15 protein-coding genes are annotated in these 14,085 nt (G+C 65.9%); 6 read left to right on the top strand and 9 right to left on the bottom strand.

Going from position 1 to position 14,085, the window contains the following annotated elements; genetic code table 11:
• Positions 1-56: 56 nt before the first annotated feature.
• Positions 57-833 carry a transporter substrate-binding domain-containing protein gene (locus RCF34_RS03110; RefSeq protein WP_308706857.1) on the bottom strand — a complete coding sequence of 259 codons (777 nt, stop codon included), beginning with the start codon at positions 831-833 and terminating at the stop codon, positions 57-59.
• A 505-nt stretch (positions 834-1,338) separates the two neighbouring features.
• Here RCF34_RS03110 and RCF34_RS03105 point away from each other — a divergent pair.
• Positions 1,339-2,571, top strand: coding sequence for a glutamate carboxypeptidase (locus tag RCF34_RS03105; RefSeq protein ID WP_308706856.1), 1,233 nt, complete (start codon positions 1,339-1,341; stop codon positions 2,569-2,571).
• 55 nt (positions 2,572-2,626) lie between these two features.
• Here the strand turns inward: RCF34_RS03105 and RCF34_RS03100 are convergent, their stop codons facing one another.
• Positions 2,627-3,589, bottom strand: a complete 963-nt coding sequence (locus RCF34_RS03100; RefSeq protein WP_308706855.1) for an endonuclease — start codon at positions 3,587-3,589, stop codon at positions 2,627-2,629.
• A 220-nt stretch (positions 3,590-3,809) separates the two neighbouring features.
• Between RCF34_RS03100 and RCF34_RS03095 the strand changes: the two genes are divergently transcribed.
• Positions 3,810-4,004, top strand: coding sequence for a hypothetical protein (locus RCF34_RS03095; protein ID WP_308706854.1), 195 nt, complete (start codon positions 3,810-3,812; stop codon positions 4,002-4,004).
• Between the two features lie 146 nt (positions 4,005-4,150).
• Here the strand turns inward: RCF34_RS03095 and RCF34_RS03090 are convergent, their stop codons facing one another.
• The 5 genes from RCF34_RS03090 to RCF34_RS03070 form a co-directional block, all read right to left on the bottom strand.
• Positions 4,151-4,405: a DUF2790 domain-containing protein gene (locus RCF34_RS03090; protein ID WP_308706853.1), complete on the bottom strand. Its 255-nt coding sequence runs from the start codon at positions 4,403-4,405 to the stop codon at positions 4,151-4,153.
• Positions 4,406-4,572: 167 nt separating this feature from the next.
• Positions 4,573-5,745, bottom strand: a complete 1,173-nt coding sequence (locus RCF34_RS03085) for an MFS transporter (protein WP_308706852.1) — start codon at positions 5,743-5,745, stop codon at positions 4,573-4,575.
• Positions 5,746-5,822: 77 nt separating this feature from the next.
• A complete protein-coding gene (locus RCF34_RS03080) occupies positions 5,823-6,311 on the bottom strand; it encodes a DUF3237 domain-containing protein (protein ID WP_308706851.1) in 489 nt (162 codons plus the stop codon).
• Positions 6,312-6,352: 41 nt separating this feature from the next.
• Positions 6,353-7,687: an alginate export family protein gene (locus tag RCF34_RS03075; protein WP_308706850.1), complete on the bottom strand. Its 1,335-nt coding sequence runs from the start codon at positions 7,685-7,687 to the stop codon at positions 6,353-6,355.
• 126 nt (positions 7,688-7,813) lie between these two features.
• Positions 7,814-9,076, bottom strand: a complete 1,263-nt coding sequence (locus RCF34_RS03070; protein WP_374941136.1) for a serine hydrolase domain-containing protein — start codon at positions 9,074-9,076, stop codon at positions 7,814-7,816.
• Positions 9,077-9,218: 142 nt separating this feature from the next.
• Here RCF34_RS03070 and RCF34_RS03065 point away from each other — a divergent pair, with 142 nt between their 5' ends.
• The 4 genes from RCF34_RS03065 to RCF34_RS03050 all read left to right on the top strand — a co-directional run bounded on the left by RCF34_RS03065 (position 9,219) and on the right by RCF34_RS03050 (position 11,702).
• Entirely contained in the window at positions 9,219-9,839 is a 621-nt protein-coding gene (locus RCF34_RS03065) for a helix-turn-helix domain-containing protein (protein ID WP_308706849.1), read from the top strand.
• 445 nt (positions 9,840-10,284) lie between these two features.
• Positions 10,285-10,581, top strand: a complete 297-nt coding sequence (locus RCF34_RS03060; RefSeq protein WP_374941135.1) for a CidA/LrgA family protein — start codon at positions 10,285-10,287, stop codon at positions 10,579-10,581.
• A complete protein-coding gene (locus RCF34_RS03055) occupies positions 10,574-11,257 on the top strand; it encodes an LrgB family protein (RefSeq protein WP_308706847.1) in 684 nt (227 codons plus the stop codon). Before RCF34_RS03060 ends, RCF34_RS03055 begins: the two co-directional genes overlap by 8 nt.
• A gap of 223 nt (positions 11,258-11,480) precedes the next feature.
• Positions 11,481-11,702 carry a hypothetical protein gene (locus tag RCF34_RS03050; RefSeq protein ID WP_308706846.1) on the top strand — a complete coding sequence of 74 codons (222 nt, stop codon included), beginning with the start codon at positions 11,481-11,483 and terminating at the stop codon, positions 11,700-11,702.
• Between the two features lie 140 nt (positions 11,703-11,842).
• Here the strand turns inward: RCF34_RS03050 and RCF34_RS03045 are convergent, their stop codons facing one another.
• Together RCF34_RS03045 and RCF34_RS03040 are read right to left on the bottom strand one after the other, a co-directional pair.
• The gene (locus RCF34_RS03045; RefSeq protein WP_308706845.1) at positions 11,843-12,088 is read right to left on the bottom strand and encodes a hypothetical protein; all 246 of its coding nucleotides are present in this window, start codon (positions 12,086-12,088) and stop codon (positions 11,843-11,845) included.
• Between the two features lie 405 nt (positions 12,089-12,493).
• Complete coding sequence (locus RCF34_RS03040) at positions 12,494-14,083, bottom strand: gamma-glutamyltransferase family protein (protein ID WP_308706844.1); 1,590 nt, start codon at positions 14,081-14,083, stop codon at positions 12,494-12,496.
• Positions 14,084-14,085: the final 2 nt, after the last annotated feature.

Here is a 14,085-nt window from a genome sequence, read left to right as displayed (position 1 = left end):
TCGGTCACGGCCCGGGGCGAACGGACCTCGCCCCGGGCCTGCAGCAGCGGCAGGGCTTACTTGGGCGCGGCGGAGACCTTCAGGGTGCTCGACTCCTTGGCGGCCTCGGTACCGAACCACTGTTTGTGGATGGCGCCCAGGGTGCCGTCTTCCTTCATCTTGCTGATGATGTCGTTGACCTGATCGCCCATGGGCCAGCCCTTGGCGTGCATCAGCGAATAGCGTTCACCCGTGGGAATGCGGGCGACGATGGTGAATTGCGGCTTGTCCTTGATGTAGTAGAGGACGGCGGGGATATCGCTCAGGTAGCCATCGATGCGCCCGGACCCCAGGTCCAGCATGGCCGGTGACAGCCCCTCGTAGCGCGAGACGTCGGCGAACTTGTATTCGTTCTGGTGCTGGCCGATCCACATGTCGCCGGTGGACCCGGTATCGACACCGACGACCTTGCCATTCATGTCCGCGAGGCTCTTCACCTTGGAGTTGGTCAGGGCGGTCAGCGACTGGTCGCTGTCGAAGTAGGGTTGAGCGAAGGCGACCGATTCCAGGCGCTTGGGCGTGATGGTGATGGACGAAATCGCGATATCGACGCGTTTCGACTGCACCGCGCTGAATAGCCCGTTGAAGGGAATGTTGACGAAATCCACGCTCTTGCCCGCCCGCTTCGCCACTTCCTTCACCACATCGACTTCGAAGCCGACGAAGTCTCCCTTGGCGCCCTGGAATTCCCAGGGCACGTTGCCGACGTTGGCTCCCACCGTCCAGTCGGCTGACCAGGCGGGCAGGGCTACTGCGGCGGTCATGAGCAAGCCCAACGCTATCTTCGCTTTCATCTTCACTCCCTATTTTCCGGTGCTGTCAGTGGCTTTTTCCTTACGACGTCGGATCGAGAGTAAGGTAGTGAATCATTTTATTCAATAGTAAGTTTTATTGAATTTTTTGCTCCAAAATCGTGCGGAGGACTGCCCTGGAAGCCGCTTCGCCAGGGTTGCAGACGCGGATGCACGCAGGGGGCGCTGGGGAAAGCGCGGTGCTAGACGTCTTGGGTCCGCGCGGCTGTGCGTGCCTGAAAATGAGGCACGCGGCCTCCGGCTCGGCGCTGCGTAGGTGCCTTGGGCCTGCCGTGCGGCGAATAGGCGGTGCGGCAGCGGGCTGTCGGCGCACCCTCCTGGCCCAAGGAGCCACCGGGTAGCCGGCGAAGCCCGGGAACGGCTTGGCCCTCCAGCGACGATGACCAGAACGTCTGGCGGGACGGCCCAAAACAGGTCGGTTTCCCCTATGTCCTTGTTGCGACTACAGTTGTCTGACTAATCCAACAATGCCAACAAGGAAAGTCCGATGTCCGCTCCGTTCTTGCGCATCACCCTCGCTGCCGTTCTCACCTGCTGCATCGCCGGGCCCGCCAGTGCCGCGCTCGATGCGCGCATCCAGGCCGCCGCGGAGCAGGCCAAGGCGCCGACGCTCACGTTGCTGGAGCAACTGGTGAACATCGACTCGGGTTCCGGCTACGAGCCGGGCGTGAGCGAAGTGGGCAAGCTCGTCAGCGCGGAATTGAAGAAACTCGGCGCCACGGTACAACAGGTGCCCAACACCGCCCCGGACAAGAGCCAGCACCTGGTCGCCACGCTCAGGGGCAGTGGCAAGGCCAGGATCCTGTTGCTGGCCCACATGGACACGGTGTTCAAGGAAGGCACCGCCAAGACCCGGCCGTATCACACCGATGACAAGCGCGCCTATGGTCCGGGCGTGTCCGACGACAAGGGCGGCATCGTGGTCGCCCTGGCGGCGCTGGAGATCCTCAAGCAGCTCGACTTCAAGGACTACGGCCAGATCACCCTGTTGCTGGATGCCAGCGAGGAAACCGGCTCCCAGGCGGCCACCGAGCTGATCGCCAGCACCGCCAAGCAGCACGACGTAACGCTGAACCTGGAGCCAGGACGGCCGGCCGATGGCCTGGTGGTGTGGCGCAAGGGCAGCGCCACCGCCGTGGTGGAGGTCAAGGGCAAGGCGTCCCATGCCGGCGTCTCCCCGGAGCTGGGGCGCAACGCCGCCACCGAGGTCGCGCATCAGGTGCTGCAACTGGGCAACCTGGGCGATGCGGAGAAGAAGACCTCGGTCAACTTCACCGTGATCGAGGCGGGCGAGCGCATCAACGTGATCCCCGATCACGCCGTGGCCAAGGCCGACGTCCGCGCCGCGCTGCCCGAGGAATTCGACCGGGTGGAAAAGGACCTGGCGCGGATCGCCGTCAACAAGCAGATCCCCGATACCGAGGTGACCACCCGGCTGGAACGTGGCCTGCCGCCGATGCCGCAGACGGCGGCGAGCGATCGGCTGCTGGCCATGGCCCAGGCCATCTATGGCGAGCTGGGCCGTACGCTGACCGTCGAAGGCAGTGGCGGGGCCGCGGATGCCAGCATCGCCGCCGGTGCCGGCGTACCGACCCTGGACGGCTTCGGCATCGTCGGCGGCAAGCTGCATACGCCCGAGGAGTACGTCGAACTGGACAGCGTGGCGCCGCGTATCTATCTGCTCGCGCGGATGCTGGTGGAGCTGTCCAAGGCGCAGTGACGGCCTGGCGTACCCACTGCCGACCCGGTCGGTCAGCAGGTACGCCCTCGGCGGCTCAACCCGAGCAGTTGCCCGCCTTGGTGAAGCCTGCCGCCTTCGCCTCGGCTTCCGAGGCGAACGTGACCTGGTTCTTCGGCGACACCTGGGCGTAGCTCGGGCAGCCTTGCGGCAGGTGATAGACGTGGCTGTTGCGGTTGCCGATGATCGCGCCCTGGCTGGCAGCGGCAGGGCTATCGGTCTTGGCCGGTGCCTTCGGCGCCGACTTCGGTCCGGGCAGCGGGCTGACGATGCCGTCGCCGACCGGCTGGTAGCCCAGCGTCCAGTGCCGCTCGCCGGACACGAAGGGGTTGCCATGGCCCATCACCGCGGCGATGCGGCTATCCCGTTCGCGCTCCCAGGCGGTGACTGGCTGCTGCTTGTCCCAGGCCATGAGCAGTTGCTGCTGCTGGCGCGACATGTTCAGGCCGTAGCGATCGAACATATAGAAGGTGACCCGGGCGACCAGGCCCTTGACCTCATCGCGCGGCTCGGCGGCGCGTTCTTGGAAGTCGATCTTGGTCGTGCAGCGACCATATTGCGGCTGCACGCCCTGGGCCATGCCGTAATTGAAATTGGCCCGGTCCCCATTCACCTCGCCCACGGCCGGGTAGAGGTTGAAGAGGTCGGCCTCCATGGCCCGGAACACCGGGTCATCCGCCACGCAGTGTTCCCGTCCGCCGTTCTGCCAGCACTGGCGCTGGTGACCGAAGGTCCAGGCCGGCACGATGTGCTCCCACTCGGTGCGTTCACCGCGGGTTTGCTGCTTGCGCGCCTGGAAGCCACAGGAGGCGGCATCGACGCGTCCCCCCGATTTGCCGACCCATTCCCATTGGCACCCGCAATAGAGGTCGCCCTGGGCGCTGGTGTTCTGGTCGAAATAGACTTTTTGTTTGGCGATTACCTTGGCTTCCACGAAGGTATCGGGCGCTGCGGCGAGGGCTGAAGAGGCCAGCAGCGTGGCCAGGAGGAGCGAAAGCAAAGGGCGCATGTATCTTCACAGCTTATTCAGGGCGCCAAATTGTATAGCTTTTACTTGGATGTAGGGTGCGGATGCCTTGAGGAAGCGCGCTAGACCAGGGGGCTGGAAACCACCGCGTCGGAGAGTCGTATTCAGCAACAACGAGATTCGATACGATTTGTGAACCAAATCTCAAAAACTTGTCTGATGACGCAATCTGCAAATCTGTCCGGAGTTTTCTATGAATGGCGCCAACCCCTGCTGTGATCTGGGCGGCCTGAGCACCTCGGTGCTGGAAGATGAGCTGGCGGAACGCAAGACGCGCCTGGCCCAGGCCCAGGCCGATGCGCAGCGCCAGTTCCTGTCCTATGCCGACGACCACGCCTGCATCGCCGTGCTGGAGCGTGCGCTGGCCAAGGCCTATCGGTTTTTCTAGCGGTCCGTCTGCCGCTCTGCCGCTCTGCCGCCTGCTCTACTGGCTCGATATCTCTGGGTTCTGGTGGAGGAAAGGGGCCTGTACAAGCGGCCCCTCGACCAGCGCGACGGTGGCCGCCGTGCTTTGGCACTGGGTCGAATAACGCCTCAATTCTGGTTGTAGCAGCCGTTGCCAAACACCAGGTAGTCCAGCTCGTGCGCCCGGCCGGCGTGATCCAGGTAGTCGATGCGGGCCGGCACGATCCCGCACTGGGTGCTCAGGTCGGTTTGGCTGACGACCCGGTCGACGTCGAGCGGGACGAAGAAACCGGGCTTGTCATGGATCACGGCGGGATGGTCGGGAGCGGCCAGGGCGGAGCCGGTGGCGAGCAGACCGAAGAGACCGAGCAGGAGCGCTTTCATGGAGAGTCCTCTTTAAGGGGGGAGCTAGTCGCTGACTGGGCCACTCTAGGAGGACAGGGGGGACGCCAGGCTGACCGGGTGATGACAAATCGGTCATGGAGGTTGTCGCCTGGCCGGGCGGAAGGCCGGGATATTCGCGCGGCATCCCCCTACCATGCGACCAATGCTCAGACCGAGCAGTCCAGCGCCTTGCCCGGTACCTGGCGGCGTCCGCAGGACAGCATGACGAGCACCAGGACGCAGCCGATCAGGATGGCGCCTGCCGACAGCACGAAGAGGCTGCGCCGGTCGTTGCCTTCGATGATCAGACTCAGCAGGGTCGGCGCCGCGGCGGCCGAGGCGACCTGCACTACGCCGACCAGCTTGGTCAGGCGCCCGCTCGGATCGTGGGTCACGACCGAGGACATGTAGTAGGACAGCGCCAGGTTCCAGCCGAAGTTCATCAGGAAGACCGCGAGCAGCAGATCCGCCGCCGTGTGGATGCGCGTGGCCAGCAGATAGATGGCGCCGAGCACGGCCAGGGAGCCGGTGAGGATCATCGGCACGCGGCCCAGATGTCGCCCGGCCACGCTGGGCAGGGCCGCGCCGGGCAAGCCGCCGAGCAGACCGATGCTGATCGCCCAGCCGATATCCACCGGTGCCACCCCGGCATCGCGGGCGATGCCTTCGACGAAGCCCCACAGCGAGTAGATCGACAGCTGCAGGAACAGCATGCCGAGCAGTGAGCAGACGCCGATCACCGTCAGACCGGACCGCAGCGGTGTGGGGAAGACCTGTCGCTCTTCCGGGCTCTGCCTGGCCGGCAGGCAGAGGCTCAGCAGGCAGACCAGGGCGAACCAGGCGGTCAGGTAGTAGATCGCCCCCGCGAAACCCTGCCACTCGGCGATCATCGGCATGATCACCGCGCTGCTGGCGAACAGGCCGGTTTGCACGAACAGCAGGATGCCGAAGGACCTGTCCTGGCCCGGCATGCTGCCCAGCCAGTAGATGGCGTAGGAGTAGAGCACGCCCGAGCAGAGCCCCGAGAGGCCGCGCAAGGTCAGTAGCGGATCGAGGGCGGTGACGCGGGCGGTCGCCGCGTTGGCGAACAGTAGTAGCAGGGCGGTGCTCAGGGCGAGGGTGCGCGGCCCGAGGAAGCGGATCATCGGCAGGTACAGCAGCGTCCCGACGATGGAGCCGCACATCTCGACGGACAGGGTCCAGCTCTGCTGCGCCAGGGTCAGGTCGAGGCGTTCGGTCAGCAGTCCGATAAAGATCGGCTGCACGCCGATGACGAGAATCGAGGCGGCGGCGATAGCGATGCACGCGGCGCGCACCAGGGTTTGCTTGGCGATGGTCATGGTCGTTTACCTGCCGGCTCGGCCACGGCGTGGCCTGCCGCTTCAGTGGAAAGCCTGGCTGCGAGAGGGGTGGCCGGTCAGGTGAGGCGATAGCAGTGGATGGCGACCTGATCGGCGGTGGGATAGCCCACCTTGCCGATCATCACGCTGCGGGTCAGCCAGTCGAGCCTGCCGTTCGCAACCTGGAAGCGCGGCGTACAACTGCAGTGATAGTCCTCCTCGGCGATCGGCCAGATGCCCTGGGCGACCTGCGCCTGCCCCCTGTCGCCGAGGGTGATCAGGCCGGTGTTGTGGATGTTGATCCACTCGCCCTGGTCGCTGAGCAGGCTGTAACGAGCGTCCAGCTCACCCACGCCGTCGCTGCGCAGCAGATAGAAATCCGCGCCGCCGGCGATCACTTCGCCGCGCACGTTCAAGCCCTCGAAATGCCCGCCGGTGATCCGATAGTTGCTGCGCTGGCCATCCGCGCAGGTGCCCAGGCCATCGGCCGGGTCGATGAGGACATGCAGGCTCAGCGCCCACTCCAGCGCCGGCACGGCGATTCCGGTTTCGGTCTTGGTATTCATCACGCTCTCCTGTGCCCCCACGGGGCAGTGGTGGCTGGTGGTCAGTAGCGATAGGTGAAGTACAGCTCGAGGGCGCTGAAGCGATCGTTGTCGCCGAACGCCTGGCGGGCGGCCGACCTGGCCTGCAACCAGTTGTACGAGAGCGAGCCGTAGAACTGCCGGTTGGGCGTCCAGTCGAGATACACCGCGGTCTCGTCGGCGAAGCGCCGATCGCTGACCGCGGCGCCGCGGAAGTTGGCCTGGTCGAGCCAGAACCGGTAGTGGATGACGCCCAGGGTGAGGGTGTCGCCGAGGCGGTTCTTCAACGAGAACTGCTGGACGCGCTCGTTGCTGTTGAACAGCAGGTAGTTGCCCACTACGTCGCCGATCAGCCAGGTACTCCAGTCGGTGAAGCCCTTGCTCAGCGGGTCCCAGGCCTTCTGGCGGTTGTCGGTCGGGTTGTCGTCGCCGGAGAAGACGGCGTAGCGATAGCCGAGGGTGGGCGTGAAGGGCAGGTCCTGGCATTGATAGTCGGCCTGGGCGTACCAGGCGCTGGCGTCGTAGCTGAGGGCGCCGTCACCGCCACGTTGCACCGCGTATTCGCCATTCAAGGTGAGATTCGGCAGGCCCGGCAGGTGACCGCGCAGGGCCCGCAGGTTGTACACCCGCATGCCCTCGCGGCGGGCCGCGGTGCTGTCTCTGCTGGCCAGGGTATCGACCGTCATGGCCAGGGCGCCGAGGGTCACCTGGCCGTCGAGGTGGTAATCCAGGTTGGCGCCGCTCAGGCGGAAATCGCCGTAGTGATCGTCAGTGCGCAGGGTGAAGGCCTGCGCCTGGGCCGGACCCTGGCTCCACGCCAGGATCGCCGAGTCGCGAAAGGCGGTGCGCGGGCCGAGCCAGTAGGCGCCATCGCCGAACAGATCGAGGTTGCCGTCCATGACGATGAGGCCGGTGCCGACCCTGAAGTTCTGGCGGCCGGCGGTGAATTTCCAGTCGCCCACTTGCACCCCGGCATAGCCTTCTTCCGGGGCGAAGCGGCCGTCGGAGCTGCGGGTGAAGCCACCGGCATCCCCGTCGCCAAGGGTGGTGGCGCCGACCACCGAGCCGCCGGCGAGCAGGTGGAGCCTGTCGGCGAGCGAATAGTCGAGGGTGACGCCGGGTTTGACGTAGAACTCCTGCCAGGCGCTGCGGCTGCCGTCGTTCCTGCCGCTGCGGGCATCCACACGCCCGGCGCCGAAGTTGACGCCCCGGGTGGTGATGGAACCGGCGCCCGCCGTCAGGTTGAAGTCGCCTTTGAGGTTCTCTTTTTCGAACGGATAGCCCGCCAGGGCCGGCTGGCTGGCCAGCGGCAGGCCGAGCGCCAGCAATACGCCGGGAAGGCGCTTGATTGTGTACATAGGAAGCTCCTGACTATTTTTCTTGTATTACAGGGCAGTGAAGGGTGACCAAGACGATCACCAAGACCTGGCGCAGCAGGTGAGCGCGCGGGCAAGCCGGCGCTCTTCGATCTCGTTGGGGATGGATCAGCCGCGCAGCTGGGCAGCGATGGCGCGCAGCAGGCGAACGGTATCGATGTCCAGTTCGGTGACGGCCTCGGGCAGCGACGACTGCTTGACGATCACCACGTCGGAATTGAAGTCGATGAACAGGTACTGGCCGTGGATGCCGCTGGCCATGATGGCCGGGCTGTGGTCGTTGAAGACGTACCACTGGCTGCGGTACGAGGCCCCCGGGGTCCAGTCGGCGAAGTCCTGGTGCGCGCCATAGAGGGCCGGATCCCCGCCGGCCGCGATGGCCTCGACTACCGCCTGGTCGATGACCCGCTGGCCGTCGACCAGACCGCCGTTGGCCAGCATCAGGCCGAAGCGGCCCATGTCGCGCAAGGTAGCGTTGAAGCCGGCACCGGCGACGCTGCGACCCCAGGGATCGGCCATGAAGTAGGCGTCGCGCTCGCAGCCGAGTTGCTGCCAGATTCGCTGCAACTGTTCGGCACAGCCCAGGCCGCTGGCGCGCTCCAGCACCCAGGCCAGCACCTCGGTGGTGGCGGTCACGTAATGGAAGAGGCCGCCGTGCTCGCACCTTTTGCGCAGCGACGGCAGGTACTGGTACAGCGACTCGTACTGGGCGTAGTCGAGCGGCGCCGGCTTGAAGCCACAGGCGTAGCCGTATTGCGAGCTTGCCGAGGTGGGATCGTCGTAGCGCTCGGTGTAGTGGACGCCCACGGCCATGTCGAGCAACTGGCGTACGGTGGCGTCGCCGAAGGCGCTGCCGGCCAGTTCCGGCACATAGCGCTGGGTCCGCGCCTGGGCATCGAGCACACCGTCGTGGATGAGTTGCTCGCCGAGCACCCCGATCAGCGACTTGGTGACTGAGAACATGATGTGGCGATCGGTAGCGACCTGGCCGTTGAAGTAGCGCTCGTACACCACGCGGCCCTGGTGCAGCACCAGGAAGCCGTCGGTCTTGCTGGCGCGCAGATGGTCGAGGGCGCTGACGCTGCGGCCGCAGCTGCTCGCGAATCTCAGCGTTTCGAGGGCCACGGGTGCATAGGCCAGCACCCTGTCCGGCCGCGGCCCGGCAGCCACGTCGATGGTGGGGCGCAGGTGCGCCAGATTGCGAAAGCCCCAGCGATTGAACGGCGGTGACATCCAGTTGGCCCAGGTCACGCGCTGGTCCGGCTTGGCCGGAAATCCCTGCATCAGTACGGGCTCTTGTTCTTGTTGGTCGTACATCTCGCTGACTTCCCGACCCCGGGAAACCACGGAGCGATCGAGGCTCTGGTTCATCAGACTCATCCTGGCAGTGGCCCTGCGCAGGGCAGGTACGGGAAAATAATTAACTCTGTTAAATTCTTTAGTCAATAAAATATTTTCCGCATCGAACGCCAGCCAGCTATCCTCTCCGGCACCCCAGGAATCAGGAGCGACGGTGAGCGGGCTACGCGAACGTCAAAAGGAATTACGCCGCACCGCCATCTCGGCCGCGGCGGTCATGCTGTTCCAGCGTCAGGGCTTTCGCGAGACCACCGTCGAGCAGATCGCCCGCGAGGCCGGCGTCTCGGCGCCCACGGTGTTCAAGTATTTCGGCAGCAAGCACGAGATCATCCTGGAGATGATCAAGGAGTCCGATCGCCGTGCCTTGATCGATGTGCGCCGGCACATCCGCGACTTCGCCGATCCTGTCGATGCGCTCTGCCACCTGGAACACCTGCTCGTCAGCTACGCGCTGGACGTGCTGCCCGCTGCCCTTTGGCGCGAATTGCTGCCGCTGGTGCTGGTGGGGGGCGACAGCGGTCTGCCCCAGGCCTACCGGCGGATGAACCGCGGCTTGCAGGGCGAGATCGCCGGTGTGCTGCGCGAGCTGCAGGCCGCCGGCAAGCTGCGCGCCGATCTGGATGTGCAGCTGGCCGCCTTTCTGCTCAACGACTACTCGCACCTGCAACTGCTGCGCCTGACGGCCAGCGACCAGCTGGATCGGGAAGGTCATGCCGCCACCGTGCGCAACACCACGCGCCTGATCTTCGAGGGCATGCGCGCGGTGCCGGCGTGAGGCGCTAGCGTCTTCATCGGCCTTGGCGTTGTCTTCCCGGATGGGCTGGCGTCTCGCCAGGTCGCGCTCAGGGAGAGTGGCGGGTCATACGGCGATCCGCCTGCGAGGGCAGGAAGGCGAAGCCGATCGCGGCGCCAACCCAACAGTGAGCCGAACAAGACGGGTACCTTTCGCTGATCCCAGCATGGATTTGCCCAGCCCTTTTCAGATGGGCCTATAGTTAGGCCGCGCGTAGCGGGTGGACTTCAAACGGCCTTATCGGCAGTGATCACCCCTCTTGCGGAGCGTGTGGCATCCAACGGGCCGATCCGGCGCGCGCGGGCCAGGCATGGCTGGGCTGCGCAGCCTGGTATTGCGGGCCGTTCAAAAGAACAAGGTAATGGGGGTGCTTATGCCGATAGCGGGCTTTTTGATGCTGGTGGGTTGCTATCTGGTGGGCGCCTATATGACGAACTATATAGGCGACATTCCGGCCAGCGTCATTGGGATCATCGTCCTCTTCACCCTGTTGATGCTGCTGCGTCGAGTGCCGGAAGGCGTGGAGACCATGGCTGGCAACCTGCTCAAGTACCTGCCGCTGATGCTCGTGGTGCCGGCGGTTGGCATCGTCGATTTCAGCGGCCTCGAGGCCTCGGTGTGGTTGCGCCTGGTGCTGGTCGTCGCCCTGTCCCTGCTGGTCACCGTGCCCCTGTGTGGCTGGCTGCTGCAGTACCTGATCGGTAGACGCATAGACCATGTCTGACCCAACCCTCGCACCCCTGCTGGCCCTGTCTCTGACGCTCGCGGTCTATCAGCTGGCGCTCGTGCTGCAACAGCGCCTGCGCCTGGTCATGCTGCAACCGGTGCTGATCACCACGGCCATCGTCGCCACCGTGCTCTGGATCGGCAGCATTCCCTACGAGCAGTATCGAAGCGCCAGCGGGATGCTCTCGATGCTGCTCGGACCCACCACCGTGGGCCTGGCCGTTCCGCTCTACAAGAATGCCCAGCGCGTGACGGCACTCTGCAAGCCGCTGCTGATAACCCTCACGGTTGGCGGCGTCGTGGGCGTTTCCCTGACCCTCGCCCTGGGCTGGCTGTTTGGCTTGCCGGAAACGTTGCTGATGAGCCTGCTGCCGAAGTCGGTGACCATGCCGATCGCCTTGCCCTTGGCGGATCATTTCGGTGGCATCGCGCCCCTGACCGCAGTGATCGTGATGTTGACCGGCGTCATCAGCACCACCTTGGCGCTGCCACTGCTCAAGGTCTTCAAGGTCGAGGATCCCGCGGCTCGCGGTCTGACCCTGGGCATGAACGGCCATGCCATAGGCACGGCCCATGCCTTGCGGGAAAGCCAGGAGACGGCCGCGTTCTCGGCACTGGGCATGATCCTGCTCGGGATCGTTACCGCTCTGGCGCTACCACTGGTACTCGGCTGAGCGCCAGCGGCTCCTTGGGTAGGGCGGGTGCGCCAGCCCCTCTCGCCAGGGGGATGGGCCGACCGGAACCCCCGGGCCGGCGAGCGCGAAGCGCTGCCAACTGCCGCTCAGTCATCATTCTCGACACTTCATGCGATAACCGTTATGCGATTGACGCCCGCGCGAAAGAGGATGGCACTAGGCCAGCCGGCGATCGGCAGCCGTGCTTACAGGGACAGATGTCATGGGCATGGAAGACAACGAATTTCAGACCACCCTCCAGCAACTCGGCCAGCTGAATCTGGACCGGATCACGGAGCGGGCTCGCGTCGATCGGGACTTCATGAAGCGCGTGGTGACCGTGCTGGAGGAGTGTGGTGTGGACGACCGTACCGACGAGGAAAATGCCCTGCTCGAATGGGCACGTGCCTTCCAGCGTTTGCCGGGTAATGGCGCTGGCCGATAGGCGGCTCCGCGCTGGCCCGGTTTCGGCCGCAGGCCATCCTGGTCTGGCGGCTCTCTCCAGCGAGCGATTTCCGCAGTGCTGCCTTGTATCCCGGACGCCAGGCAGGGCGCCGGGCCGTTCAGTCAGAAATGTGCGGTGGGTCAGCGCTGACCGGTGGCGTCGTGAGCGCTGCTGGCCGCGACCAGACCCCATTCCAGGGGCGCCAGCAGGGCCGTCTCGGCGACCATGTCGGCAACCCGCTCGTTGAGATCCTGCACGGCCTGCAGGACAGCGCGGACGTCCGGATCGTCGCAGTCCACCGTGCCTAGCCGATTGGCGTTTTCCTGTAGCTGGCGATGAAGGCCGAGTAGCGCTTCGCGGGGGTGGCTCTGGGGATCAGGATGCATAAGGGGTCTCGGGTTCGAATCCAGCGTAATGGCGCCGAGCCACTATGTCGTGGCCGTCTAGATATCGCAATAAACACTGGGGTGGTGTCGCTACCTTGCGACGAGCGGTGGCCGTACGTGGGCGTGTCGGCTGCTGAGGTCGAGCGCCCGTAGAGGCGGGCTGCGGCTTTGCAGGTGATCCGCTAAGAGGGCTGGTGATGGCAGCGGAAGGTGGATCCGGATATGCACGAGAGGGCTGGATGCCTCATCGAAGATCTCCAGCCCCGCGGGGCCATGCCCGAGCCTGAAGGGTCTCCGGAAGGTACAGCTGCGCCTTTCCAGAGCGCGGTCGCCCAGGACGGGAGCCTCAAGCTACGGCTAAGTAGCCTGAGGTGCTCAGCATCGCCGGCGCCGTCGCGCTCGGCCTCAGTAGCCAGCCACCAGGCCGTCCTTGCGCGGATCGGAGCCACCCACGTAGCCGCCGGCGACGCGCTGGATGATCTGGGCGCCGCCGAAGGCGAACACCCCGGACGGTTCTTCCACGGTCACCTCGTGGCCCAGGGCCCGCAGCGCCTCCAGGGTGACCGGATCCAGGCTGCTTTCCACCGCGACCCGGCGGCCACCTTCCAGGCGCCAGCGCGGTGCATCGGCGGCGGCCTGGGGATTCTGCCGGTACTTGAGGATGCGCAGCATCAGTTGCAGGTGTCCCTGGGCTTGCATCGGGCCGCCCATCAGACCGAAGGCCATCAGCGGGGTGCCGTCGGCATTCATGGCGAAGCCGGGGATGATGGTGTGGAAGGGCCGCTTGCCCGGCGCCACGCTGTTGACGTGATCCGGCGCCAGGGTGAAGCCGGCGCCGCGATTCTGCAGGCTGATACCGGTGCCCGGCACCACCACGCCCGAGCCGAAGCCCATGTAGTTGGACTGGATGAAGGAAATCATCATGCCGCTGTCATCGGCCGCCGACAGGCAGACGGTACCGCCCGGGCGCGGCGCGCCATAGCCGGGGTCGCCGGCGCGCGAGCCGAGCAGCCCGGCGCGTTCGCGCAGGTAGGCCGGGTCCAGCAGGTGCTCGGCCTGGATGCGCATGTGCGCGGAATCGGTGACGTGCTGATAGAGATCGGCCAGCCCCAGCTTCATGGCCTCGATGGACCGGTGCAGGGTGGCGGGGCTGTCCACCGGGTCGTCGCCGATGCCGGCGGCTTCGAGGATGCCCAGGCCGGCGAGGGTGGCGATGCCCTGGCCATTGGGCGGCAACTCGTGCACCACGGCACCGGCGAAGGGCACCGAGAGGGTGTCGATCCAGTCGGCCCGGTGGGCGCGCAGGTCTTCCTCGTCCAGTACCGCGCCGTGCTCGCGGGCATGGCGGGCCATGGCCTGGGCCAGTTCGCCCTGGTAGAAGGCACCGCCTTCGCTTGCGGCGATGGCTTCCAGGGTCCGCGCATGGTCGGGCAGGCGCACCAGGCTGCCGGCGCGGGGCACGCCGTCGGCCAGGAAGCAGGTGGCGAAACCGGGCTGGTCCTTGAGCTGCTCGGCGCCGCGGCGCCAGAGTTCGGCGATCACCGGGGTGAGCAGGAAGCCGTCGCGGGCATAGTGGATCGCCGGACCGGCGAGGGTGGTCAGCGGCAGCTTGCCGTAGCGCTTGGCCAGGGCGACCCAGGCCGAGACGGCCCCGGGCACCGTGACCGCGCCCCAGCCACGGGCTGGCATGGCGCTCTGGCCAGCGAAGGATTCCGGGGTCCAGCCCCGCGGTGCGCGGCCCGAGGCATTGAGGCCCTGCACCTTCTCGCCGTCCCAGACGATGGCGAAGGCGTCGCTGCCGATGCCGCAGCCGGTGGGTTCCACCACGGTGAGCACCATGGCGGCGGCCACTGCGGCGTCCACCGCGTTGCCACCACGGCGCAGCATCTCCACCCCGGCCTGGGCGGCCAGCGGCTGCGAGCAGGCCACCAGGTTGCGGCCCATGACCGGCGAGCGGGCCGAGGAATAGGGGTTGTGATAATCCAGATCGAGCATGG

The sequence above is a fragment of the Pseudomonas sp. 102515 genome (genome assembly GCF_031085165.1).
Lineage (GTDB): Bacteria > Pseudomonadota > Gammaproteobacteria > Pseudomonadales > Pseudomonadaceae > Chryseomonas.
This window is presented reverse-complemented; position numbering and strand designations above follow the sequence as displayed.

Excerpts from the sequence above, each read along its gene's own strand:
- RCF34_RS03090 (WP_308706853.1), bottom strand. The coding sequence starts at position 4,405 with ATGAAAGCGCTCCTGCTCGGTCTCTTCGGTCTGCTCGCCACCGGCTCC.
- RCF34_RS03105 (WP_308706856.1), top strand. The coding sequence starts at position 1,339 with ATGTCCGCTCCGTTCTTGCGCATCACCCTCGCTGCCGTTCTCACCTGC.
- RCF34_RS03050 (WP_308706846.1), top strand. The coding sequence starts at position 11,481 with ATGGGCATGGAAGACAACGAATTTCAGACCACCCTCCAGCAACTCGGC.
- RCF34_RS03060 (WP_374941135.1), top strand. The coding sequence starts at position 10,285 with ATGACGAACTATATAGGCGACATTCCGGCCAGCGTCATTGGGATCATC.
- RCF34_RS03085 (WP_308706852.1), bottom strand. The coding sequence starts at position 5,745 with ATGACCATCGCCAAGCAAACCCTGGTGCGCGCCGCGTGCATCGCTATC.
- RCF34_RS03045 (WP_308706845.1), bottom strand. The coding sequence starts at position 12,088 with ATGCATCCTGATCCCCAGAGCCACCCCCGCGAAGCGCTACTCGGCCTT.
- RCF34_RS03110 (WP_308706857.1), bottom strand. The coding sequence starts at position 833 with ATGAAAGCGAAGATAGCGTTGGGCTTGCTCATGACCGCCGCAGTAGCC.
- RCF34_RS03095 (WP_308706854.1), top strand. The coding sequence starts at position 3,810 with ATGAATGGCGCCAACCCCTGCTGTGATCTGGGCGGCCTGAGCACCTCG.
- RCF34_RS03070 (WP_374941136.1), bottom strand. The coding sequence starts at position 9,076 with ATGAACCAGAGCCTCGATCGCTCCGTGGTTTCCCGGGGTCGGGAAGTC.
- RCF34_RS03040 (WP_308706844.1), bottom strand. The coding sequence starts at position 14,083 with ATGCTCGATCTGGATTATCACAACCCCTATTCCTCGGCCCGCTCGCCG.
- RCF34_RS03055 (WP_308706847.1), top strand. The coding sequence starts at position 10,574 with ATGTCTGACCCAACCCTCGCACCCCTGCTGGCCCTGTCTCTGACGCTC.
- RCF34_RS03080 (WP_308706851.1), bottom strand. The coding sequence starts at position 6,311 with ATGAATACCAAGACCGAAACCGGAATCGCCGTGCCGGCGCTGGAGTGG.
- RCF34_RS03075 (WP_308706850.1), bottom strand. The coding sequence starts at position 7,687 with ATGTACACAATCAAGCGCCTTCCCGGCGTATTGCTGGCGCTCGGCCTG.